Origin of the sequence: Bellilinea sp. (genome assembly GCF_034432615.1) — a bacterium.
Classification (GTDB): Bacteria; Chloroflexota; Anaerolineae; order Anaerolineales; family Anaerolineaceae; genus Bellilinea.
This window is the reverse complement of record NZ_DAOUBL010000373.1, coordinates 1-23774: the sequence shown is the minus strand read 5'-3', so window position 1 is coordinate 23774 and position 23774 is coordinate 1. Positions and strand designations below refer to the sequence as shown.

General features: G+C 55.5%; 20 protein-coding genes. 13 read left to right on the top strand and 7 right to left on the bottom strand.

The annotated features are described in order from the left end of the window. Both VAE48_RS16610 and VAE48_RS16605 read left to right on the top strand, forming a co-directional pair. The coding region (locus tag VAE48_RS16610) for a metal ABC transporter permease (protein WP_322794455.1) at window positions 1-495 on the top strand (495 nt) is incomplete at its 5' end. A 3-nt stretch (window positions 496-498) separates the two neighbouring features. Further along, window positions 499-1182 (top strand): hypothetical protein, encoded by a 684-nt coding sequence (locus tag VAE48_RS16605; protein ID WP_322794454.1) that lies wholly within the window; start codon window positions 499-501, stop codon window positions 1180-1182. An 8-nt stretch (window positions 1183-1190) separates the two neighbouring features. Here VAE48_RS16605 and VAE48_RS16600 read toward each other — a convergent pair whose 3' ends face one another. After that, complete coding sequence (locus VAE48_RS16600; protein WP_322794453.1) at window positions 1191-1517, bottom strand: hypothetical protein; 327 nt, start codon at window positions 1515-1517, stop codon at window positions 1191-1193. A 23-nt stretch (window positions 1518-1540) separates the two neighbouring features. Here VAE48_RS16600 and VAE48_RS16595 point away from each other — a divergent pair, with 23 nt between their 5' ends. Beyond that, window positions 1541-2620 carry a hypothetical protein gene (locus VAE48_RS16595; protein ID WP_322794452.1) on the top strand — a complete coding sequence of 360 codons (1080 nt, stop codon included), beginning with the start codon at window positions 1541-1543 and terminating at the stop codon, window positions 2618-2620. A 77-nt stretch (window positions 2621-2697) separates the two neighbouring features. Continuing rightward, entirely contained in the window at window positions 2698-3246 is a 549-nt protein-coding gene (gene msrA, locus VAE48_RS16590; RefSeq protein ID WP_322794451.1) for a peptide-methionine (S)-S-oxide reductase MsrA, read from the top strand. Window positions 3247-3251: 5 nt separating this feature from the next. On the opposite strand, the gene VAE48_RS16585 is transcribed toward msrA, so the two are convergent. The 3 genes from VAE48_RS16585 to VAE48_RS16575 are packed head-to-tail and all read right to left on the bottom strand — an operon-like array spanning window position 3252 to window position 5945. Beyond that, window positions 3252-4019: a hypothetical protein gene (locus tag VAE48_RS16585; protein WP_322794450.1), complete on the bottom strand. Its 768-nt coding sequence runs from the start codon at window positions 4017-4019 to the stop codon at window positions 3252-3254. Between the two features lie 3 nt (window positions 4020-4022). Next, the gene (locus VAE48_RS16580) at window positions 4023-4997 is read right to left on the bottom strand and encodes a hypothetical protein (RefSeq protein WP_322794449.1); all 975 of its coding nucleotides are present in this window, start codon (window positions 4995-4997) and stop codon (window positions 4023-4025) included. A 3-nt stretch (window positions 4998-5000) separates the two neighbouring features. Then, window positions 5001-5945 (bottom strand): hypothetical protein, encoded by a 945-nt coding sequence (locus VAE48_RS16575; protein WP_322794448.1) that lies wholly within the window; start codon window positions 5943-5945, stop codon window positions 5001-5003. A 388-nt stretch (window positions 5946-6333) separates the two neighbouring features. On the opposite strand from VAE48_RS16575, the gene VAE48_RS16570 reads away from it, so the two are divergent. The 5 genes from VAE48_RS16570 to VAE48_RS16550 all read left to right on the top strand — a co-directional run bounded on the left by VAE48_RS16570 (window position 6334) and on the right by VAE48_RS16550 (window position 13835). Further along, a complete protein-coding gene (locus VAE48_RS16570; RefSeq protein ID WP_322794447.1) occupies window positions 6334-6768 on the top strand; it encodes a hypothetical protein in 435 nt (144 codons plus the stop codon). Window positions 6769-6880: 112 nt separating this feature from the next. Continuing rightward, complete coding sequence (locus VAE48_RS16565; protein ID WP_322794446.1) at window positions 6881-8050, top strand: L,D-transpeptidase; 1170 nt, start codon at window positions 6881-6883, stop codon at window positions 8048-8050. Window positions 8051-8297: 247 nt separating this feature from the next. Continuing rightward, window positions 8298-9755, top strand: coding sequence for a potassium/proton antiporter (locus VAE48_RS16560; protein ID WP_322794445.1), 1458 nt, complete (start codon window positions 8298-8300; stop codon window positions 9753-9755). Between the two features lie 61 nt (window positions 9756-9816). Next, complete coding sequence (locus VAE48_RS16555; RefSeq protein ID WP_322794444.1) at window positions 9817-11055, top strand: aminotransferase class I/II-fold pyridoxal phosphate-dependent enzyme; 1239 nt, start codon at window positions 9817-9819, stop codon at window positions 11053-11055. 149 nt (window positions 11056-11204) lie between these two features. Then, window positions 11205-13835, top strand: a complete 2631-nt coding sequence (locus VAE48_RS16550; RefSeq protein WP_322794443.1) for a S8 family serine peptidase — start codon at window positions 11205-11207, stop codon at window positions 13833-13835. Between the two features lie 4 nt (window positions 13836-13839). Here VAE48_RS16550 and VAE48_RS16545 read toward each other — a convergent pair whose 3' ends face one another. Beyond that, window positions 13840-15018, bottom strand: a complete 1179-nt coding sequence (locus VAE48_RS16545; protein ID WP_322794442.1) for a threonine synthase — start codon at window positions 15016-15018, stop codon at window positions 13840-13842. 136 nt (window positions 15019-15154) lie between these two features. On the opposite strand from VAE48_RS16545, the gene VAE48_RS16540 reads away from it, so the two are divergent. The 4 genes from VAE48_RS16540 to VAE48_RS16525 all read left to right on the top strand — a co-directional run bounded on the left by VAE48_RS16540 (window position 15155) and on the right by VAE48_RS16525 (window position 19109). Next, entirely contained in the window at window positions 15155-16423 is a 1269-nt protein-coding gene (locus VAE48_RS16540; RefSeq protein ID WP_322794441.1) for an MFS transporter, read from the top strand. An 83-nt stretch (window positions 16424-16506) separates the two neighbouring features. Next, on the top strand, window positions 16507-17379 hold the full coding sequence (locus tag VAE48_RS16535; RefSeq protein WP_322794440.1) for a DUF547 domain-containing protein: 873 nt from the start codon (window positions 16507-16509) through the stop codon (window positions 17377-17379). Window positions 17380-17566: 187 nt separating this feature from the next. Then, window positions 17567-18721 carry a zinc ribbon domain-containing protein gene (locus VAE48_RS16530; protein WP_322794439.1) on the top strand — a complete coding sequence of 385 codons (1155 nt, stop codon included), beginning with the start codon at window positions 17567-17569 and terminating at the stop codon, window positions 18719-18721. 118 nt (window positions 18722-18839) lie between these two features. After that, window positions 18840-19109, top strand: a complete 270-nt coding sequence (locus VAE48_RS16525; protein ID WP_322794438.1) for a hypothetical protein — start codon at window positions 18840-18842, stop codon at window positions 19107-19109. Between the two features lie 14 nt (window positions 19110-19123). Here the strand turns inward: VAE48_RS16525 and VAE48_RS16520 are convergent, their stop codons facing one another. Both VAE48_RS16520 and VAE48_RS16515 read right to left on the bottom strand, forming a co-directional pair. After that, on the bottom strand, window positions 19124-20023 hold the full coding sequence (locus tag VAE48_RS16520) for an SWIM zinc finger family protein (RefSeq protein WP_322794437.1): 900 nt from the start codon (window positions 20021-20023) through the stop codon (window positions 19124-19126). Between the two features lie 22 nt (window positions 20024-20045). Beyond that, window positions 20046-23207 carry a DEAD/DEAH box helicase gene (locus VAE48_RS16515; protein WP_322794436.1) on the bottom strand — a complete coding sequence of 1054 codons (3162 nt, stop codon included), beginning with the start codon at window positions 23205-23207 and terminating at the stop codon, window positions 20046-20048. Window positions 23208-23774 lie beyond the last annotated feature (567 nt).

Here is a 23774-nt window from a genome sequence, read left to right as displayed (position 1 = left end):
TCGGTACGCAGTTACACCGCCGACCTGGCGCATTTTCTGTTTGGCGATGTGCTGGGTGTGCGCCCGCCCGACCTGTTGCTGACGGCTGCGTTTGGGGCAGCCATTCTGCTGATCGTGTTTTTCCTGTACAAAGAACTGGTCGTCCTTTCCTTTGATCCGGTGCTGGCAGCCACGCTGCGCCTGCCGACCCGCCTGCTGGATTATCTGCTGATGGTGCTGATTGCCATTGCCATTGTGGTTTCGCTGCAAACGGTGGGGGTTGCCCTGATGGTCGCCATGCTGGTTACCCCGGCTGCCACGGCTTCGCTGCTCAGCCGCCGCCTGCCGGTGATGATGGCACTCGCCGCACTTTTCGCGGCGCTTTCCGGTGTGATTGGACTGTACCTCTCTTATTACCTGAATGTGGCTTCGGGGGCCGCCATTGTGCTGACCTGCACCGCTTTCTTTGGCGTGGTGTGGATCATCACCGGTTTTCAACGGAGGGGCTTGCAGTAGGTCATGGCAGCAAATGAAATATCGGACGGCAGAACACCAACCCGCCTGTTGACCGCCCCTTACCCTGTGCCGTATTACGCCCAAATCGCCAGCCCATGGCTGGCTTTTGCTTTTTTTGAAAAACGGATGCCTGCATGGCTTGACCCGCACTGGGCAGAAAGCGGAGCCTTTTCCCTTGAAGAATATGTTTACTGGACAAATCGGGCGTGCGGCGCTGCCTGCGTTAAAATGGCGGTTGAGGCACTGGATGGGTCTAAACGCTCCCTGCTGGAATGGGCAAGGCAGGGGGCGGCACTGGGCGGTTATTTGAGCGAAAAAAGGGAGGATGGCAGTTCCCTTGAGCGCGGTTGGCTGCACCGCACGCTGGCAGAGATGATGCAAGCGGAAGGTTTCTTTGCCGAAGCGCGCCGCCTGACGCCGGATGAATTTGTCCCCGCCCTTTCCGAAGGCGGGATGATCATCGCATCGGTTTCGCACGAAATTGGTACCAGCCGGGCCATCACCAAACGCGGCGGGCATCTGGTGCTGGTTTTTGGCGCGGAGCTGGCCGACGATCAATTACAGGCTGTCATTTTACACAACCCTTCCGGGCGCAGCCCGGCCTTGCAGGCTGCCGCCCGCATCCCGCTGGAACGCTTCGCCGCGGCTTACACCGGACGGGGGATCGTGGTGAAGCCATTGCCATAAAGATTCAATCACTTTTTCAAAAGGGGTAAATAAACCAGTTCAGCGTTGGTGCTGAACCACGTCTGATCACACTGCGCCCAAACCCCGGCAACCACATCACCGCTGGCAGCCATCTCCCCGCCGAGATTATACGAACCGCACGTTTCGGAATAAATCAGGCGTTCGCCATGCATCTGCTCAAAAATAAAAACCTGACGCGGCTGAGACACCCGCTTGTAAGCCATAACAAAGCTACCGCCGGCCGTCACCATCCGCAACGCTTCCCCCGAATAAGAATTGGTGATAATTTGACAGATATCGCCGGCTGACGGTTTGGGGGTTGTCGTGGCGGACAAAAAGGGGTATAAACACAAAAATCATGACTAACAAAGTCAAAATATCATTTGCTGTTTTCTTAACCGTTGTGCTGCATTTCCTTGCTCAGGTAAAGCCAGCCCAATCTGCCCCCTTCAACCGGCAGACACCTGCCCATGCACGGCAGGAAAGTCTTTGCGAGGGTGACTTTTTCCCGGTCAGCCCGCCACTCAGCGATTTGGGCAATACTGAGTACATCCGCATGGATGGCACACATACCGGTTTCAGCGGCGGTCTTTACCCCAACGGCAGCAATTCACCCCCACCGGCCCACCATGATGCCGGGCGGGCAATTGCCCGCCGCATTGTCCCCCTCGACAGGCAGGGTAACCCCGATGGACAAGATGGCAAAATCGGTATGATCTCGGTGGGCATGTCGAACACAGCCATGGAATTTTCGACCTTTCGCAGCCTTGCCCAGGCAGACAGCCGCATCAACCCGCATCTCGTACTGGTCAATGGAGCGCAGGCCGGCCAAACCGCCGAATACTGGCTGAATCCTGGAGCATCAACCTGGCAGGAAGTTAACAGACGAATTGCCGTGTCCGATCTATCCCCGTTGCAGGTTCAGGTGGTCTGGCTGAAACTGACCCGCACCGGTGGGGGCAATTTTCCACAAAAAGCCCAAACCCTGCAATCCGACCTGACGACCATTGTCCAAAACATCCATCAGTTATACCCCAATGTGCAAATGGTATTTCTTTCCAGCCGGACGCGTTCGTACACCTACTGGAACGGTCTCAGCCCGGAGCCGGCCGCCTTCGAGACCGGCTTTGCTGTCAAATGGCTGATCGAAGCGCAACTCAGCGGCGACCCGGCTCTCAACTATGACTCCTCCCGCGGCGAAGTGCGCGCCCCTTACTTGCTCTGGTCTGCCTATTTATGGGCGGATGGCATTAACCCGCGCGCAGACGGTTTTAGCTGGCTGCCGCAGGATTTGGTGCGGGACTGCACACACCCATCCACGGCGGGGCGCAACAAAATTGCCCGCTTACTGCTCCAGTTTTTTACCAGCGACCCGGCGGCAGCGCCGTGGTTTGTAATTTCATACCCGCTCTTTCTTCCGCTGGTAACCCATCCCTGAGGTAAACCTTTTACAAACCTGTCCTTCCCTCTGGCAGACAAGCCAGATGTGAACGATAATCGAGAAAGGAGATCACCATGATGAATCAAGCCAGTAAATTAGAAGTGGCAACCCTCGGCGGGGGCTGCTTTTGGTGTTTGGAACCCATTTTTGCTCATCTGCAGGGGGTGGAAGATGCCGTGGTCGGTTATGCCGGCGGAAAGACACCCGCCCCTTCCTACGAACAGGTATGCACCGGTCTGACGGGGCATGCCGAGGTGGTGCAGGTTACCTTCAACCCGGCGGTCATCTCCTTTCGGGAGATTTTGGAAGTATTTTTCTCGGTGCATGACCCCACCACCCGCAACCGGCAGGGCGCCGATGTCGGTACGCAGTACCGCTCGATCATCCTGTATCACAACGAGCAACAACGTCAAATTGCCGAAAGTCTGATTGCTGAATTGAACCAGAAAGGTATCTGGCAAAAACCGATTGTCACCGAAGTGGCACCGTTTACCGCCTTTTACCCGGCGGAGGAATATCATCAGGAATATTTCGAGAAGAATCCCTACGCCGGGTATTGTCAGGTTGTCATTCAGCCCAAAGTCAGCAAATTCCGCAAGCAGTTTGCCGAACGGTTAAAGTAAACCGCTCAGGATTGCTTTTTTGTACGGGCAGGCTTATCCGGGCGTTTTTTGGGCGGCGATGTAACCGCTTCGTCCTCTTTTTCCAGTTCAACCCGCAGCCGGGCGGCGCTTTGCACCTGAAAGACCAGCGTCTGCCCGGAGAACAGACTGGCTTCACGGCGGTCAAAACCCTTCTTGCCTACCGAAACCAGCAACGGTTGATCGGGGCGGTAAGTGGATGGCGGCCGCTCACCTTTGACTTTGGTCGCCTTTTCCGCCTTTCCCTGCTCGGGTGAGGGCGGCATCATCACCTTGAGCGCCATTTCGGCCTTGTTCAAGGTATCACTCACCCGGTAAATACCGGGACGCAAAGGGGTCACGGTGAAGAAGTCACCAGCCGGAATCTGCTCAGCATGATTGAACAAGACCTGCTTTTCTTTGCTTCCCAGCCGTACAATTCTGACTTGAAAGGTGGATACACCTTGCGAGTTGTAAAAACCCAGCACTCCGCCGGTGTGCAGCCGCAGGTCGGCATCCTCCCGGCAGCAATCGCGCTCTTTGGGATTTTCCAGAGTGGAAAGATCGAGGTTGTGCTGATAAGGAGCATCACCCTCTACAACCGTAACGACAAAACGCGCCGGCGTGCGGTTGGTGCGGCTGATGAACACCTCGTAATCCCCAGCTTCTTCGAAGCGATGGATCAATGTAGAAAGCACGCTGATTCGGCTGCTATCGAACGAACGTTGGGTGAACAACGCCCGGTTGATTATGGCTTGTTTCTGATTGGTTCTCATCGCTTAACCTCCAATATCCGCTTGTACAACCATTTCCGCATTATCCACATACACACTCAGGCTGCGCACGGGCACGGTGACCGCTACCAGTTCAACCGGCGAACCGCTCAACAGCACCGAAGTGCTGATTTCCTTCGCCAGAACTTCCAGCGGGTCATCCACGCGGATAAGCGGCACGCAGGCACCAAAGAATTCCCCAATCAGCTGGATGAGCAAGTCACCCAGGCCAAAGCTGATGTTGAACAGATCACTGAGCCATTCGTCAATTTCATCGGGAATATCCAGCAGCCAGCGGATGAAGTCGGCAATCCCGCCGATGATGGCCAGAATCAAATCGCGTACCCAGCCGCCGGGCAGCAGTGCGGTCACAGCAGCGGTCAGCGCGTTTTCGATCAGGTTGCCAACAATATCGGCGAAGTCGAACAGGTCAAGGTCAATGAAATCCGGGTTGAGGTGGATATGCCACTGATTGTGATCCGGAAAGGGGTCAATGATACTGTTGTCAACGAGGATATCGCGTAGAAAGCCGCACGGGTCAATGACCGGCGGCGGGATACTGGCGTCGTAATAGCGCACCACCGGCCGCCCGGCCACGCTCAATTCCTGAGCCACAAAAGCGGCTAAATCCGGAGAGATGGAAATATCCGGGTTGGCGGAAAAGATGCACCAGCGCGGAAGACAGATATCCGGAATCGGCCAGGGCATGTTGATGCACCCGCCGCCCACGCAAATTTCGGGAATATCCAGACCAAGGGTAAATTCAAACTTATCCCAGCGTACATCCAGTTCATCAATCAGCACCGAATTATCGGCGCGGAAATCCACGCTGCCCCCTTCCAGATGTCCCTTGACATGGTAACCGGCCGTGAAAGGACCAAAATTGGTCATGTCCTGCGCTTCCCAGCGGATGCTGTCGCGCAAAACCACAAACAGGCGCTGAAATGCGCTTTCGGATACGGCAACAGTCAGGTCAGCCATGGCTTATGCTCCTCCTGTGACGGTCAATTTGAGAAACGCCTTAATTTGATCCTCTTCAACCGCCGGATTGTTGGGAACATCAGCGGGAACGGCAGAAGGCTGTAAAGTTACGGTTCTACCGAGCGTCAAACCCATTTCCTGGAATTCCTTGCTGATATCCAGCACCATTTTTTCCAGCGGGATGATCAGGCGCGGCAGGATGCCCAGTTTCAGCACCGTGGTCAGGTAGCATTCAATTGCGCTTTCCATATCCTTCGGTTCGATGTCCACAATTTCCAGGCCGTCCAGGCGTGTCTTGAGCCAGATTTGTTGAGAGCCGGGCACGGTTCCCCACTCAAAATGCCCAACGGCGTACAATTCCAGACAAAAACAGATCAGTGAACGGGTCGGTAATGCCACCGTGCGGGGACGCTCTCGCTCTCGGTTGTCGAACGCGCTGGAAGGGGGTGTGTAATGGGTGCTTATACCGGGCACCCGCTCTTTGGTTTCACCGATTGCCAGTTGCTGCTGAGCAACCAGATAACGTTCAATGAGTGGCAGCAGCTCATCAATCAGTTCCTTAGGGGGGCAATCTATTCCCATGCAGCCTTTCAAACGCAGGGCAAACCTTTGATCCGCCAGCCTGCCCAATTCAGGCGGCAGCCCAAAGACATTACCGGGGTGAAAATCAAGCTGTGCATCGGTTAATTGCAAGCAAAAGTTCAAACCAATTGGCACCGGCGCCCCTAAAATGGGCAGCGGTTCCTGCTCGGTAAAGAGCGGATTTTTCGCCTTCAATACCTTATCGTCCACCTCGAACTTTACGCAAAACAATTCTGCATTGTTATGAAAAAAGGGTGTTGCGTAATTAAACAGGGATGGACGCTGGCGCATGATGTGGCGCACCAATCGGTTTATACCGTCCTCATGGACGGCGCCGAACAGATCAGAACGATCGGTAAACGGCATATTGACCTCCATTTGTCTGAATAAAAGGAAAATAGCCCTCTCAACTGTTAGAAAATTGAGATGCTCGACTTTGCCGTGAATCGGGAATGGAGCAAGGGTGGAGAATCAAAACACGCAGGTCATCCCCGCGTGTTTCTCGTCAATAGAAGGATAATAACCCAGTCGAGTTATTGACTATTTTTATCATCTATATCATAATACCACCAACTTACTCACATTTCAACCCCCTTTTTGGTTTACGGAATTTTCACCCGCAAAAGGGAGGTCAACTTTCCCACAAGCATGCCCAGAAAACCTTTTTAGCCTCGTTGCACGAGAATGAGATATAATTAAACCAGTCAGGGGAAATTTCAACCTTTTTACTTTTTCCGCTAAAAGGTCTTACATCATGTCTCCATCAGATGGATTAAGATTCCTCTTTGCTCTTTTTGCGTTGCTGGTTTTATTTTGCGGCATCACGTGGATCATTACCATCCCCGCCTACCGCTACCGTAGCAAGCTTTGTGGGCATCCGCACGCCCTTACCGACTGGCTTCTCAGTCCCTTCTATCTCCTGGTGAAGATACTCTATCTTGTTCTTATGATCATGATTGCCCCGCTTGTCATTCTGATTGCCATACCCCTTCTGCCTTTCCTTGTTCTTTTCCGTAAAATTTCTAACTGGGTCAACCGCTTGCTGGAAGCGTTAACAAACCCCGAAAAGTATGTGATCTTCTTCCAGCGTATGATTCGCCTGGGATTATGGATTCAATTCATCCCGGACAGTGAATTTTCGCGATATGTCCATCACCTCGAAAAGCAATCCAAAACACGCGATAGATAAAACCCTGTGACGGCAAACAAGAAATATCTCAGCCCGGAAAACCCAACTTTTCCTCATGGTATAATCCATTCACAATCATTCAACCATAAAACCAGACTGTCATGTGATCCAGATGAAAAAAGTTCTCTTACTGGTATTTACGGGATTTCTGCTTTGGCTGCTCCCGCCTTCCCCTGTTCAGGCAAAAGCAACTTTTCAGCCGGAAGGACAGGCTTCAAACGGCAAGCCGCTCTGTCTGCCGGGGGTTTACCTGCAAGACCCGCAGGACTGCCTGCTGCTCGGCCCGGCGCAGCGTCTGAGCGAGCTGGCCCAGACTACCGCCTTACGCTATCCCGATGCGCCCCTGCCGGCCTACCGCCCTGCCCCGCATCTGACCCGCGCACCGGTCAACATTGCCCGCATCAACCTGCCGGAAAACGAGAAAGTACCTCTGTATGCCACTTTTGAGGACGCTGTCAACGGAAACAATCCAACCCGCTTTATTGACCCGGGTAAATTACGCTATGTCTCCTTCATCGCGGTGGAGTACTACAACAATAAGCCATGGGTACGCCTGCGTTCCGGCGAATGGTTGCGCGCTTCACCGGTGGCTTATTCATCCTTTCAAGGTTTGATCCTCAAGAAAACGCCCGACCATAACTTTGGCTGGATCATGGACACCGTTGAAGTGCGCGCCGCACCGGGATACAATGCGCCCAAAACCGGTAAGACCCTCTATCGCGAGAATGCGGTGCCCATTTATGCCGTTCAGTCGGCCGATAAAACCGACTGGTTCATGATCGGCGTGGATGAGTGGGTCGAACGGCGTTATATCCGCCAGGTGGTGATCAACACGACCCCGCCGGAGGGGGTGACCAACGACCGCTGGATCGAGATTAATCTCTACGAGCAGACTCTGGCAGTCTATGAAAACCGCCAGCTGGTGTTTGCCACGCTGGTTGCCAGCGGGGGAGAACCCTTCTTCACCCGCCCCGGCCTGCACCAGATCTATCAGAAAAAAGAACTGGAAACGATGAGCGGTGCCTTTGAAGCCGACCGCTCCGACTATTATTACCTGCAGGATGTACCCTGGACAATGTACTTTGATCAGGCACGCGCCCTGCATGGTGCCTACTGGCGTACCCTGTTCGGTTACGCCGGTACACATGGCTGTGTCAACCTGTCCATTGGCGATTCCAAATGGTTGTTTGACTGGGCCAAAGAAGGGGATTGGGTTTATGTCTGGGACCCGTCCGGGCAGACACCCACCGATCCCAACTTCTACGGCGCAGGCGGCGCATAACAGCCGATAAAGTGCCTTTATCCTACCGGCAAATTTAACCGGCAGGTTAACCTGCCTCCATGGCCGCCGGACGGTATAATTTAACGTGAGTTCGGGATAAGATCAAAACCTGGCAGGCGATGCCAATAACCCCCACCTGCGCCTCCCCCAAAATCGCCCCAGCGATTTTGGGGGAGGCGGGAGGGGGACGAAAATTCGAAAGTTGATGTGAAAATCATTTATCCCATATTGACGTTAATTTAGCCTGATGATGAATGAATATGGCTTGATTGCCGCCGCCGGCTTATTGTTGATCAGTGTATTGGTCAGTAAAATTTCGGATCGTTTTGGCGTGCCGGTTCTGTTGTTATTTTTGGGGCTGGGCATGCTGGCGGGTTCTGATGGTCCCGGCGGCATTTACTTTGACAACCCGGCTGTTGCCCAGTTTGTTGGGGTGATTGCGCTGGTGTTGATTTTGTTCGCCGGCGGTCTGGATACCGACATCACTCAGGTGCGGGCAGTCCTGAAAGAGGGCATCCTCCTCTCTACATTAGGTGTTTTGATCACCGCGCTGCTGACCGGTTGGGTTTCAATGCAAGTTTTGGGTTTACCGCTGGAAATCGGCTTGCTGCTGGGCGCAACCGTTTCTTCCACCGATGCAGCGGCGGTTTTCTCGGTGCTGCGCTCCAAAGGAATCAGCCTGAAGGGCAATCTCAAACCTGTGCTGGAGCTGGAATCCGGCAGCAACGACCCGATGGCCATCTTCCTGACCGTCGGCATCATTCAGTTGATTCAATTCCCCAACCGTTCCCCTCTCAACCTGATCGGCTTATTTGCGCTGCAAATGCTGGTTGGCGCGCTGATCGGCCTGCTCATGGGGCGGATCATGGTCTGGCTGATCAACCACATCCGCCTGGGGTACGAGGGGCTTTACCCGGTACTCACCCTCTCGCTGGTTTTCCTCACCTTTGGAATCACCACCATTCTCGGCGGCAGCGGCTTTCTGGCCGTTTATTTGACCGGCATTGTGCTGGGCAACCGCGAGTTCATTCACCGCCGCAGTTTGCTGCGCTTTCATGACGGGCTGGCCTGGTTGATGCAAATTGCCATGTTCCTCACCCTTGGTCTGCTCGTCTTTCCTTCGCGGCTGGTTTCGGTTACCGGCAGCGGATTGCTGATTGCCGCTGCTTTGATGCTGCTTGCCCGTCCGCTCAGCGTTTTAATCGCCCTGATCGGCAGCCAGTTTGCCTTTCGGGAAAAGTTGTTCATCTCATGGGTTGGACTGCGCGGTGCGGTACCCATTATTCTGGCAACTTTTCCACTGCTGGCACAAATCCCGCAGGCTGACTTGATTTTCAACATTGTCTTTTTTGTGGTGCTCACCTCGGTGCTGTTTCAGGGCACCACCATCACACCGGCGGCACGCTGGTTAAAACTGGATGCGCCGGCCGCCCCCAAACGGATTTATCCAATTGAATTCACCCCGGTCGGCGGTTTCAAAAGCGAATTGAAGGAACTGGCAGTACCGCCGAATTCGCCGATGGCGGGAAAAGCCATTGTAGAACTCGGCCTGCCGGATGATTTTCTGGTGGTTTTAATTGCCCGTCAAAACGATTTTGTGATGCCCAGCGGCGGCACAGTCATCGAGCCGGGTGATACCCTGCTGGCGCTGGCAGACGCCGCAACGTTTGAGGAAGTCTGCCGGCGATTATGCCCGCCGTCCTGAGGCAGAAAACACAATCGGCGATATAATACTCCTATCACTCTACCTTAATCAGGAGAAACGAATGGGGAACTTTGATTCCAGACAGGGCATTGGTACGCTGGTCAATCACTTCAACGAAGGGGAAAACCCCTACCACGCGCACGTGGCACCCATCTTCCAGACTTCAACCTTCGGCTTTCCGGATGTGGCTACGGGTGCCGCAATCTTCAAAGGAGAAGACAGCGGATTCACCTACACGCGCATCAAAAATCCAAATCAGGTTCAACTGGCGGGCAAAATTGCCGCCCTGGAAGGATTGGACCTCCTGCGCGCTCAACCGCAGCGCAGCCCTGACGAGGTTGTCGCCGGTCAGGTGTTTGCCACCGGTATGGCTGCCATCACCACCGCCATTCTGGCGCGGGTCAAAGCCGGTGATACGATTATCGCCCAGGAGGCCCTCTACGCCGCGACTTTCACTTTTCTTGATCAAATTTTGCCGCGTTACGGCGTAAAGGTTGTCTGGCTGCGTGATCTGCAGCCGCAGGCCTGGCAGCAGGCCTTTGAGCAAAACCCCAGCGCCGTGCTGGCCTATGTGGAAACCCCGGCCAACCCCACCATGGCGATTGTGGACCTCAAAGCCGTAGCCGAAATTGCCCACCACCACAACGCCTGGGTGATGGTGGATAACACCTTTGCCAGCCCATATGCTCAGCGCCCGCTCTCGTTGGGAGCCGATGTTGTCCTGCACTCCACCACCAAATACCTGTCCGGTCACGGCACCATCGTCGGTGGAGCAGCTGTCAGTCGCCATGTGGATTGGGTACACGGCCCCCTCACCAGCCTGCTCAAGACGCTTGGCGGAACGGCTGCCCCCTTCGACTGCTGGCTGACCAATTTGGGTTTGCGCACCTTTGAACTGCGCATGCAGCGCCATTGCGAAAATGCCATGCAGGTTGCCGGTTATCTGGAAGACCATCCCAAAGTTGCAAGGGTCTTTTATCCGGGACTGGAATCTCACCCCGATCACAAACTGGCAAAAAAGCAAATGTACGCCTTCGGTGGGATGATGTCCTTCGAACTGAAGGGCGGACTGGCAGCCGGTGAAGCTTTGCTCAACCACGTTAAAATGATGACCCTCGCCGTTTCGCTGGGCAACACCGACACCCTGATTCAACACCCGGCCAGCATGACTCACGCCAATGTGCCGCGCGAGGAACGCCTGAAAATCGGCCTTACCGATGGGTTGGTGCGCCTTTCGGTTGGCGTGGAAAATGTCGAAGACATCCTCCGCGATCTGGATCAGGCATTGGCATACGCCTGAGTTAAAGCCGTTTTAACCGACTAAAAGCCGCTGCGCAAACCTGCAGCGGCTTTTTAAGATGTTGACAAACCTGAAATTTATAGATTTTTTAAGGTAAATTTACCCTAAGCGTGTTATTGTTTAATAACGATTGGCATAGAAGGGAAAGAGTGAAAGGGCGGTCAGGTTTTATCTGGATTTTTGCAGTTTTGATTGCGCTGCTGAGCGGTTGGCTGGCCATTCCGCCTCAGGCCGATGCCGATTCGATTCTGCCAGCGGATCAACCCCCGGTGGATATCGAAGTCCTGCAGGAGATTCAGGAAGAGGGCAGCGCCGATTACTGGATCCTGTTCGACGCACCAGCGGACCTCACCCCCGCCACCCTGATGGATTGGGAGGAACGCGGCCGATATGTCTACGATCAATTGAGGCGCGCCGCCCAACTCACCCAGGCACGCGTTCAAACGGAGTTGCAGCGCCTGGGAGTTAATTACCAGTCCTTCTGGATTCAAAATGCCATTTATGTCGAATCTTCCGGGGAAGCAACATTACAACAGATGCTGAATTTCCCCGAAATTCAATCCATCCGCGCGCCGCGCCAAATTTACTTACATGATGTCCAGCGCCCGCTCTTCCCGGCCGTGACCGTTCAAGCCGTGGAGGAGAACCTGACTCACATTCAGGCGCCGCAGGTATGGCAGCGGGGTATTACCGGCCGCGGCCTGACCGTTGCCAGCATTGATACCGGTGTGCGCTACACCCATCGGGCGCTGATCAACGCCTACCGCGGCAATCTGGGCGGGGGCAATTTTTCTCACGACTATAACTGGTTCGATCCTTATCTGCAACAACCCGCTCCGCTGGATCTTCACGGTCACGGCACACACACCATGGGTATCATGGTCGGCAAGGACGGCAGCAACAATCAGATTGGCATCGCGCCGGGGGCAGACTGGATTGCCTGCCGCGGCTGCAAAGGCAACGTCTGCGGCGAAGCTCAATTGCTGGCCTGCGCCCAATTTGTGCTGGCGCCCACCCGCACCGACGGCAGCCAACCCAACCCCGACCTGCGCCCGCAGGTGGTCAACAACTCGTGGGGAGATTGCGGGAGTGATTACGATGGCTGGTTCCAAAGCGCTGTCAACGCCTGGCTGGCGGCCGGCATTTACCCGGTATTTTCGAACGGCAATGCCGGCGGGTGCGGTTATGATTTTCCACCCGGCTTGAACACGGTTGGCAACCCGGCGCGTTACGGCAGCGTAACCGGGGTGGGTTCCAGCGGCAACAGCGACGGGCAGTATGCAGCCCATTCCAACTGGGGGCCAACCGACAACCCCGATACCATCAACCCCCGCCAGGGGTTTGCCAGCCTCAAACCTCAGGTGCTGGCGCCGGGGGTCAACATCCGTTCGGCTTTCGCGGGTTCCGATAACGCCTACGAGCGGCTGTCAGGCACATCCATGTCGGCACCGCATGTAGCCGGTCTGGTGGCGCTGATCTGGCAGGCGGCCCCCTGTCTGGTGGGCAATTACGCCCTCACCGAAACGATCATCGAGCAAACTGCAACGCCGGTGTATTACGACGACGGCTCGCCCGCAACGCCGACCAACCTGCCCAATTATGCCGCTGGTTGGGGAGAAATCAACGCACTGGCAGCCGTGCAGGCAGCTCAGAACCACTGTGCCAACACAGCAACCCTGCAGGGACTGGTTCGCGGCAGTCAGGTCTGTGATGCTTTCCAATTTCTACCCGTGCAGGGCGCAACAATTACAGCCTACAGCGCTAATTCACCCGACCAGCCCGTTCGCATCACCACCACCGCCGCGGATGGAACTTACCTGCTGACTTTAAGCCCGGGCAGCTACCGTCTGACAGTTGCTGCGGAGGGGATGATTGAACAGGAAGTCTGGTTGACTTTACCCGCCAGTCAAACCACAGTGCAGAATTTCGACCTCCTCTCCGACCATCCCTGTCTGCAAGCAGAAAGCAGCTCTTTTCAGGTGGAATTACAAACCGGCGAAAGCACGACCCACAGCATCAGTCTTTCCAACCAGGGCTGGCAGGAAACCCCCTTTTCAATTGTCAAACGGACACTGCATCAACCGCCTCTGCTGGCAGATGGCGGCTTTGAGCTGGGCAACTCTTCCAGCAGCCCATGGCGGCAGTACTCGCTCTTGTTCGGAACGCCCCTGTGCAGCGTTTCAACCTGCGGCGGTTACGGTTCGGCTTTGCCCCACAGCGGACAGTGGTGGGCATGGTTCGGCGGAGCATCCAAAACCGAAGAAGGGTGGCTGGAACAATCCTTCAGGCTGCCGGCCGGAAAGGGGTTTTTACGCTTTTACCTGCAGGTGAAAGGCTGCGGCAACCCAGCCGATTTTATTCAAATACTGGTGGACGAAAACGAAATCTGGCGTCAAAATGTCAGCGGCATTCATTGCTGGCAAACCGATTACCGCCGTCATGAGGTGGATCTATCTGCCTTTGCAGATGGTAACAGCCACAATCTCAAGATTTACTCGCAGCAAACCACCTCCGCAACGACCAATTTTTTCCTCGATGACCTGACCCTCTGGCAGGAAACCGACTGGCTGCAAATTGAACCGGACAGCGGCAGTCTGCCAGGTGGCTCGACCATTCCCCTCCACCTCACCGTGAACAGTGAGGGTCTGCTGCCAGGAATGCACCGCGCCGTGCTGGAACTGCATAGCGGCGACGAAATCCTCACCCAAATTCTGGTCGAGGTAAAAATCAACGCTCCCTATCAATATTACTTCCCTCTCATCGGCAACGCTGGGCGGTAGCACATCAGCGCAGATATTTCAGCCCCGTGCCGGTATTGAGCAGTAAAATGCGTTCACGCGGCTGCAGCCAGCCGCTTTTAACCAGATGATGCAAAGCAGCCAGGTTGGCTGCCCCCTCCGGTGCGGCAAAAATTCCCTCACGGCGCGCCAGTTCCTGCTGAGCCTGCCGGATTTCATCATCGCTGACCGCCAGCGCCAACCCGCCGCTTTCGTACAGCGTTTGCAGGATAAGCCGGTCGCCAAAGCTTTTTGGCACGCGCAAGCCGGAAGCCAGCGTTTGGGCGTTCTGCCAGAATTCGCAGGTTGAGGCGCGCTTTTCAAATGCAGCCACTACCGGCGCGCAGCCGGCTGCCTGCACCGCCACCATGCGCGGCAGTTTTTCCCCGTCCAGCCAGCCCAGCTGACGCAATTCTCCAAGTCCCTTCCAGATGGCAACCAGCCCCATTCCCCCGCCGGCCGGATAGACAATCACATCCGGCAAGCTCCACGCAAAAGCCTCGGCAATTTCATACCCCATCGTCTTCTTGCCCTCCATGCGATAGGGCTCCTTGAAGGTCGAAACATCCAGCGCGCCGCTTTGACGGGCCGCCTCCACCGAAAGCCGCGCCGCATCGCTGATCAGTCCATCCACCAGCCTGACCTCGGCCCCGGTAATGCGCGTTTCCTCGATATTTGCAGGCGGCGTATCGGCTGGCATAAACACCTGAGCAGGCAGACCGGCACGAGCAGCATAGGCTGCCAGTGCACCGCCGGCATTTCCGGCGGTGGGAATGGTCAGACATTGCGCGCCCAGTTCGCGGGCGCGCGAAACGGCAGCCGACAAGCCGCGCGCTTTGAAGGTGCCGGTCGGGTTGAGGCTTTCATCCTTCAGGTAGAGGTGCGGCAGGTGCAGTTCACTGCCCAGCTGCGGCAAGTGCAGCATGGGGGTATCTCCCTCTCCCAGGGAAACAATTTGATCCTCACTTTGAACGGGCAGCAGTTCGTGCCAGCGCCACATCCCCCGCTGGCGGGTCTGAAACTGCTCGCGCTTCAACTGTTTTGCCACGCTCATCAGATCGTAACGTGCCAGCAGGGGTGTCTGGCAGTCCGGGCAGAAAGTTTGCAACCGTTGAGCATCAAAGGATGCACCACACTGGGAGCATTCAAGATGGGTCAGGAAGGAAAAGGGAGTTGAGGTGGACAAGGCAATCATCCTCGCGGGTAGAGTTGGAAAACGGAAAACCTGCTGGCGATATTATAATGCCGTAAGCCTTTTCAACCGGTTACTTAAGGGATAAGATAGGCGCGTTCAAATTAATTGGGGAGCAGACCTGAAAACCATGAAACCATTCCTGCATCTTCCGCCTGCGCTGCGCCACCGCAAATTTACCCTGCTGTGGGCTGGAATGCTCATCTCAGTCGCCGGTTCACAAATGCAATTGTGGGCTTTGTTCTGGCACATTCGCACCCTCAGCGATCAGCCGGTAGCCGTCAGCGGGGTGGGCGTAGCCCGCTTCATCCCCATTTTACTGCTTTCACTGTTTGCCGGCCTCATGGCTGACCGGCACAATCGCCGACGGCTGATGCTTACCACTCAATCGGTCATGATGCTGACCGCCCTCATCCTCGCCGGTCTGACCGCTTTCGGAATGATCCGCCTGTGGCATATTTATGTCCTGACTGCCCTGCAAGCTGCCGCGATTGCCTTCGATACCCCGGCGCGGCAGGCGTTGATTCCCAACTTGCTGCCCAAAGAAGACCTGCCCAGCGCTTTCAGCCTCAACTCTATTGCCATGACCACCGGCTCAATCGTCGGCCCGGCTTTGAGCGGTGTAGTCATTGCCTACTCTGGACAGGAATTTACCTATTTGTTGAATGGCATATCTTATCTGGCAGTCATTGCTGCGCTGATCGCCATGGGAGAAGTACCCCAGCAGGCTGCAGCCCGGCTCATCGCCAAACGTGGTATTGATTGGCCCGCCATCCGGCAGGGTATCCGCTTCATCCTCCATTCACCCATCATCCTTTCCTCGATGCTGCTGGACTTTTTAGCCACTTTCTTTTCCTCGGCCAACACGCTGCTGCCGTTCGTGGCACAGGATATTCTACGGGTTGGGCCGGTTGAATACGGCTGGTTGGCAGGGGCTCAATCCGTGGGCGGAATTATCGCCGGCCTGGCGCTCTCCCAACGCAGCAATCTCCACAGGCAGGGCATCATCCTGATGGATGCTGTACTGGTCTTCGGCGCTGCCACAGTGATCTTTGGTCTTTCGCGCTGGTTCTGGCTGACCTTCCTGGCGCTGATGCTGATTGGTGCAGCCGATGCGGTTTCAACCATCCTGCGCAATACCATCCGTCAGCTGCAAACACCGGATGCCCTGCGGGGACGCATGGTGAGCATCAATCAAATCTTCTTCATGGGCGGGCCGCAACTGGGTGAGATCGAAGCCGGTGTGGTGGCTCAGGCGTTTGGCGTGCCGGCTGCCATCATCACCGGCGGGTTGGGTTGCATTCTGGCGGTTGGTCTGGTGGGTTGGCGCTGGCCGGAGCTGCGCCGCTTCAACGGTGACGAACCCGTTCTGGCAGGTGCGCGCAGTAGCGCCGATTGATACCTCCCAACCCCAGGGATAGAGTTTACACAACCCTTTGTATTTGGGGCAATTTTCGGCTACCATTCAAGCGGAAAATGCCCATGCTGATCCAACTGCGCGAATTTTTACTGAATGGACTGACCGGCAGCCACCCCCAACGGGTGCTGAACAACCCGCCGGGGCAGGAAATTCCGCCTGCTCCCATGGAAAGACTGGATGAAGCCTTGCGGTTGCTGCTCAACCGCTTGATTGGGGATGCCATCTCGCCGGACGGCAAAGAGGTGGATTACCAGTGGCTGCGTTCCAGTTCCCTGTTTACCCGCGACTTCCGCAATTTGACCATTGCCCTGAACCGATTCGACCCACGGCAGCTTCGCAACCGCGCCGAGCAAATCTGCTTCTGGATTAACCTTTATAATGTGCTGGCGCTGCATGCGGTCATCGAGCTGAATGTGCACACCTCAGTCAGTGAACGCTGGGGAGGCCTGGCTTTCTTTCGGCAGGCAGCCTACTGCGTGGGCGGTCAGCGGCTGTCACTGGATGACATTGAACACGGCATTTTACGCGCCAACCGCGGTCACCCATTTTTACCCGGCCCGCAGTTTGCTAAAAATGACCCGCGTCTGGCATGGGTTTTGCCGCGCGTGGATGCGCGCATTCACTTTGCCCTGAATTGTGCCAGCCGTTCCTGCCCGCCAATTGGGGTTTACTGCCCAACGCACCTTGACCAGCAACTGGATTTGGCAACCGCTCATTTTGTCGAACAGGACATCGAACGGGTTGGAGAAACCGGCCTGCGATTTTCCAGCATCTTTCGCTGGTATCAGCAGGATTTTGGGGGTGTTGAGGGGGTGATTGATTTTTTGCTGCGCTTCTTACCCGCAGGCGATCCTCGCCGCGGCTGGCTTGTCGAAAATCGCCGGTCGGTGAACCTGCTCTACCGTCCGTATGACTGGCAATTAAATCGCCTTTGATTGACAAAGGGAACATCTTCCCCCGCCGTTCAAAGGTTGATTTTTCCCCTCTTTTGCCCCCCCAGAGGTTTATCATCATCTTGAAATAATATCCTCACAAAAATTTACAACTTTTTTAAGGTTTTTTCGTTAAAATGATAATGAACAATTGTGGGGGTTGACCATCCACCCCATAAAGGAGAACATCATGATAGAAAACTTAAAGTTTTGTCAATTTTGCGGCGCGCCGCTGGAAGCAGATATGAAAGTGTGCGCCGGCTGCGGGCAACCCGTTGGTGGAACTGGATCACCGATGGAATATGTGGAAGGGACATCCGAAACCGCTGCGTCATCCCCCCAACCGGAAACTCTGCCAGAAGAAGAACCGCCTGTCGAACCCCCCACCCAAGAACGTCCAGCATCCCCACCCCCTCCGCCGCCGGCTGCCCCACTCCCCCAACCGCCCGCCGGAAGCGGTAAGAGCAAATTCCCTACCTGGTTGATTGTGGTGCTGGTACTCGTCGTATTGTGCTGCTGTTTGACATTTGTAATCGGAGGTATTGCCCTCTTTCGATTTGTGAATGAAGCAAATACCTCACAGAACGGGGTAATCCCTCCAATCGTAGAGAATTTTGTGCCTTTCAATGCCACCGATGATCCTTTCCAGGTAGCCACTCAGCCATTTGAGCAACTGGAAACGGCCCTTGCTCCACTTGCGACCCTTGTACCGCAAGCCACACTGGCTGTCGTACCGCCTGTGCCCACCCAACCGGGCATTGGGCAAAGCCTGAGCGAAGACACCCTGATAGACGATTTTTCATCCAATCTATTCGAGTGGGCCGAGGAAGCCGATGACATCTCCGTCCACGGCTTCAGCGAGGGACGGTATTTCATTCAGATATTACAGCCGGAATACTTTGCCTGGTCGTTCATCCCCACCGACTTCAACCCCACCCTGATTCGCTTCAACGCCCAGATTAAAGACAACGCCGATGAAGGCACTTACGGCGTCATGTGCAATTTTCAGGATAGCAGCAATTACCACTATGTGGAAATTGATCTGGATACCCGCACCTATCAGATTGGTAAAGAAGAAAACGATGAATTCTTCCCCTTAACCTCGAGCAATTGGGTGGATGCGTTTTATCTCAAAGACAATCCTAATGATGTCAATCAAATCAGCATACGCTGTACCACAGAAACCATTCGGCTTGAAATCAACGGCAATCTGGAGGCGGAAGTCAATTTTACCCCTGCCGAACCGGATGGCTGGGTTGCTCTGTTTGCCTCCACATGGGACACGCTCTCAGCCGATGGCTTTACCGTGTATTTCGATGATTTGTACGCAACCACCCGCGAGTAATTTACAGGGTAGAACAGCGAGAATCACACCGGATTTATGGGTAAAATTTTGACAAGGGAGCAGGAATCCCCTATGATAACCGTAATTCATGATTGGGAATCGCTCAGGAGGGATTAGAATGCCCGGACCTTTTCAAATGCCGCCCTTACCCCAGTTGCCCTTTTACATTAACCCCGTTTTACTGTGGGGCATCATTTTGATCGCAGCCGTGCTGCTGGCATGGACTTTCTTCCGATTCATTTTTGCCGAGCCGGGCGAACGGGTCGGCGCCCTGGTGCCTTTCATGCTGGTCGTCATCGGGCTGTTTTTGCTTTATGTCATCGCCGATAATGCCCCGGCAATCACGGCTTTCTTCCGCCGTCTGACTGCACCGCTCTTCCGCTGGTAAACGTCCGTCGGGATTCAATCCTCTTCCGCCGGCGGCAGCACCGCATCCCCGTACGCCATGAGCAGGGCAAACTGAGTAATGGCATTGTAAACATCTTCCAGCTGGCTTTGCAAGGTCAAATCGGAGATAAAGTCCGGTTCACCAAGCCGTTTGAGCAATGGCTGGGGAATTTGTGGAGCGCGCACCTGCACCGAAAACTCACGTATCTTTTCTCCAATCTGCCAGAAATGCTCAATTTGCTCTTCCAGGGGGCTGAGTTCCTCCTTGGGGCGGACAGGCGGCTGCTCACTGACTTGCAGGGGCGGCGGTTCGCCGTTGGAACGCCGCGCACGCAGCGAGGTCAGGATTTGCTCCTGAGTACGCCCGCGCATTCGAAAGAGCAGAAACGGATCTTCGTCAAACCGTTCTCCCAAAATGTAGTGCACCGCGGCGATGTGCTTGCACGGGTTGGCTTTATCGGGGCAGGAGCAGGTGGTGATCAGGTCATGATGGGTCTGAGGAAACAGGCTGACCCCGGCGCTGGCAAAAGCTTCCTCGATGTTGGCGGGCATTTCACCCGCCAGCAGTTGCGCCGCAAAAATCGCCTGATCTGCAAGCACATTCAGCACTTTACTCCACTGGGCATTGGTCAGGTGGGTCAGACGGATGGTAACCCGATAAGGTTTCGGGCGTGAACCCTGTACCAGCGCAGTAATGCCCTCTTTGTCCTCATCAATCGAAATTACCTGACCCTGCCGGGCATAGTATTTGCCGCGCGCCAGCCGCGGAGCCGAAACGAGATTTTCCATCGCCGCAATCCAGCGGCGCGCCCACCAGTTTTTTCCAAAAGCACCCTTGCTGCTGTGCGCACGGATACCCCCGCGCACCTTGCGCGGTCTCGTCCCCCATCCCCAACCTTCCATTTCATCGTCCATAACTCAATTCCTCTTGCATCCCTCATTCCGGGCGGCGCAGCATGACCAGTTCGCGCAATTCATCGGTGGAAAGTTCAGTCAGCCATTCTTCACCGCTGCCGATGATGGATTGCGCCAGTCCTTTTTTGGATTCGATCATCTCGTCAATCCGTTCTTCGAGCGTGCCAACTGTAATGAATTTATGCACCTGCACATTGCGCGTCTGACCGATACGAAAGGCGCGGTCGGTTGCCTGGTCTTCCACCGCCGGATTCCACCAGCGGTCAAAATGAAAAACATGACTGGCACTGGTCAGGTTGAGCCCAAACCCGCCCGCCTTAAGGGAAAGGATGAAAACCGGCGGAGCGCTGGGATCTTCCTGAAAACGGCGCACCATCTGATCGCGCGCCGGCGGTGGTGTGCCGCCGTGCAGGTAGTAAACCGGGCAGCCCAGCATCTGCGGCAGGTACTGGCTGAGCAGGTGTCCCATTTCTGCAAACTGGGTGAACACCAGGGCGCGGTCTCCGCTTTCCAAAATTTCTTCCAGCATTTCTCCCAACCGGGTCAACTTGCCGCTGCGTCCGTTGGTGTGGTTGCCCAGCGGTTCGCGCTCGGCAGGCTGTTTGAGGAAGTGTGCCGGGTGATTGCAGACCTGTTTCAGCTGGGGCAACATGGTCAACACCAGCCCGCGCCGGGTGATGCCATCACTTTCTTCCACTTTTTTGAGCGCGTCTTTGACCACGGCTTCATACAGGGTTGCCTGTTCCTCGCTCAGGTAACAGTACTCTTTCATCTCGATTTTTTCCGGCAAATCCTGAATGACGCGCGGGTCGCTCTTCAACCGGCGCAGGATGAAAGGTCCAACCATTTGTTTGAGACGGGTGGTGGCTTCGCGGTCGCCAAACCGTTCGATGGGAATGGCAAATTCACGGCGGTACTTTTCCAGCGAACCGAGATAGCCGGGGTTGAGGAAATTCATGATCGACCACAACTCCGTCAAGCGGTTCTCCACTGGTGTACCGGTCAGGGCAAAGCGGAATTCTGATTTCAACTTGCGCGCCGCCTGGGTTTGTTTGGCAGAGGGATTCTTGATATTCTGGGCTTCATCGAGGATTACCCCGTACCAGTTGATCCCTTGCAGCGTTTCGCCGTCCATCCGCAGCAAAGCATAACTGGTCAACACCAGATCCACCTGCTGAACCGCCTGCTGAAAAGCCTGTTCACGCAGACGATTCGGGCCTTGATGCACCATCACCTTGAGGGAAGGCGCAAAGCGGCGGGTTTCGCGCTCCCAATTGGTGACGACCGAAGTCGGGCAAACCAGCAATGTAGGAGCAGGCAGTTTGCCCAGCGATTCTTTCTCGTACAACAGTAACGCCAGCGCCTGAATGGTTTTGCCAAGCCCCATGTCATCCGCCAGAATAGCCCCCAATCCCCAGCGGCGGTAGAAGGCCAGCCACGAAAACCCAAACCGTTGATACGGGCGCAGGCTGCCGTTGAGCGTGGCCGGTTGGGGTAACTCACTCAGGCGGTGATTGTCTGCAAGGCGGTCCAGCCACTCCGCAACCCAACCCTCGGCCTGGACTTCGTCCAGCGGCAGACCATGGGCGGTTTCGGCGCCCAGCGCCAGCTGGGCAGCTTCCAGCAACCCCATTTGACCGCGGCGCTGCTGTTTTTCCCAAAAGCGGATGGCCGCTTCCACCTGTTCGGCATCCAGCTGCACCCATTGACCGCGCAGCTGCACCAACGGCACTTTCAGCGCAGCCAGCTGCTCAAACTCCTCGCGGGAGAGGGTGGTATCCCCCAGCGAAAGCTCCCATTCATAATTGATGAGCGTCTGAAATGTAAAATGTGCCGGGATACCGTCCTGAACAGGTATATCCTTATGAGGTGAAAGTTTGACCCTCACCCCCAGGCGTGCACCACGCTGGTTCCACCAGGGCGGCACCAGAATGCCAAATCCGGATTGCTCCAACAGCGGCGCTGCCTCGCGCAGAAAGGTATAGGCTGAGATCGTATCCAGTTCCAGACCGGTGGGGTGTTTGGCCTGCAAACTGGTGCGAATCGGATTGAAAAATTTGGCGGCAAATCCCAGGCCGGCCAGCAGCAATTCCTGCGGATGCTTGAGGTTTGAAATGGCTTTCATATCTGCCGCACTGCGGAACCAGATATCCTCTGCCGGAATCAACAGGCTGGGGTCGCTGCGCGACTGAAGCAGAAATTCCAGACTCCAGCGCGGGTTGGGAGAAGCATCGTCCGTCGGCGGAGCCGTGAGGCGCAAAGCTACCCGAAAGTGCTCATCTCCTGCGGCTTCCAGATTGCGCATCCATGCGCGCAGACTGCTGTAAAGCGCCTTTAACTGCGCCGGACTGGCTTTGACACGCGCGTCCGGGCTGAACAATGCTGCCAGCCAGATATCCAGCGTGTTGTCTTTTTCCGGCAGCAGCAGGGGTGCCCTGGAGCGCCCCCATGAGCGCGCCAGCGCATCACAGGTCATTTTCAGAAAACTATCCAGCAGACTGCGTGAGGTATGGCTGACCTGCTTGATGGTTTTACCAATGGCAACCGCGCTGCTGACTTCGGCCCGGCAAATGGGCGGCATGGCACGTTCCAACAGAGCAAGACGAATCCCGTCTTCCTGCCCGTCCAGCACCGGCCGCCAGCGCGCCAGGTAGATTTCCGGCTGGCCTTCCACAATCACCTGTTCCAGGGTCGGCAAAATGCGCTGGCCGGCAAGAATTTCCAGCACCAATCCACACACGGTCTGCCAGTAGCGCGCATCCGGCCCGAGCATGAATCCGCTGGTACGGCTTTCGCCGGGCAGGTTGACCAGCACGCTGAACGCTTTACTGGCAGGCAGCCACAACCCGCGCACCAGCCAGGGAAGCAGCTTCGGATGAGAAATCTCATCCGGCTGCCACTCGGGATTCAGATCGGGTGAGGGTAACGGAAAGTTCTGGTTGGAAGGCAGCCGCAGGCGCACCGCACCAATTTGCGCATCATCCAGGGGTGTACCGCTGCCAATTTGCAGGCGGATGGTATCCGGTTCAAGGCAGAAAGGATGATCGCGCACCTGGGTGCGTTTTGCCGCAAAACCTCGACCGCGAGGTTCCGGTTTTTGTTCCGGGCTTTCTGCCCAAAACAAGACCCCTCCACTCTCGGTGGGACGGCGCGGCGGCTGCCAGTGAGCGTGTAAAACCCACATAATGGCTTATGAATTAACCTGCGGATTCAAAGATGGTTCTTTCCTCAATGCACTCTTAAAGTAATCAGCGTACGCCGCTTTGGACGGCGAAGCGCGGCTCAGTCACTCATTCATTCTTCACACCCGGCGGGTGTGACCCAAAGCCAGCTTTCCCCTCGCATTCAAATGAACAGTTTCAAAGGTTCAAAACCCATATAAGTAGTTTGATCATCCATCGAGATTGCTTTTGAAGCGGCCGGAAATCACTCTGGCGCCCGGCCTCGTCCCCCTTCATCAAGTGACTTGCCAGTCCGCTTCGGTTTAGCATAGATTAGCATATTAATTATAACCGAACTCCTGAAAATGCAAGGTTTTTTGAACCAATTCAGTAAAATCTGAACAACAAACAGGGTCATTGCTGCCAATAACCCTGTTTGAACGGCTTATCCCGAACCGATATGTTCAGGCAGATACACCCAAAGATACGTGAGTTCGGGATAAGATCAAAACCTGGCTGGCGATGCCAATAACCCCCACCTGCACCTCCCCCAAAATCGCCCCTGCGATTTTGGGGGAGGCGGGAGGGGG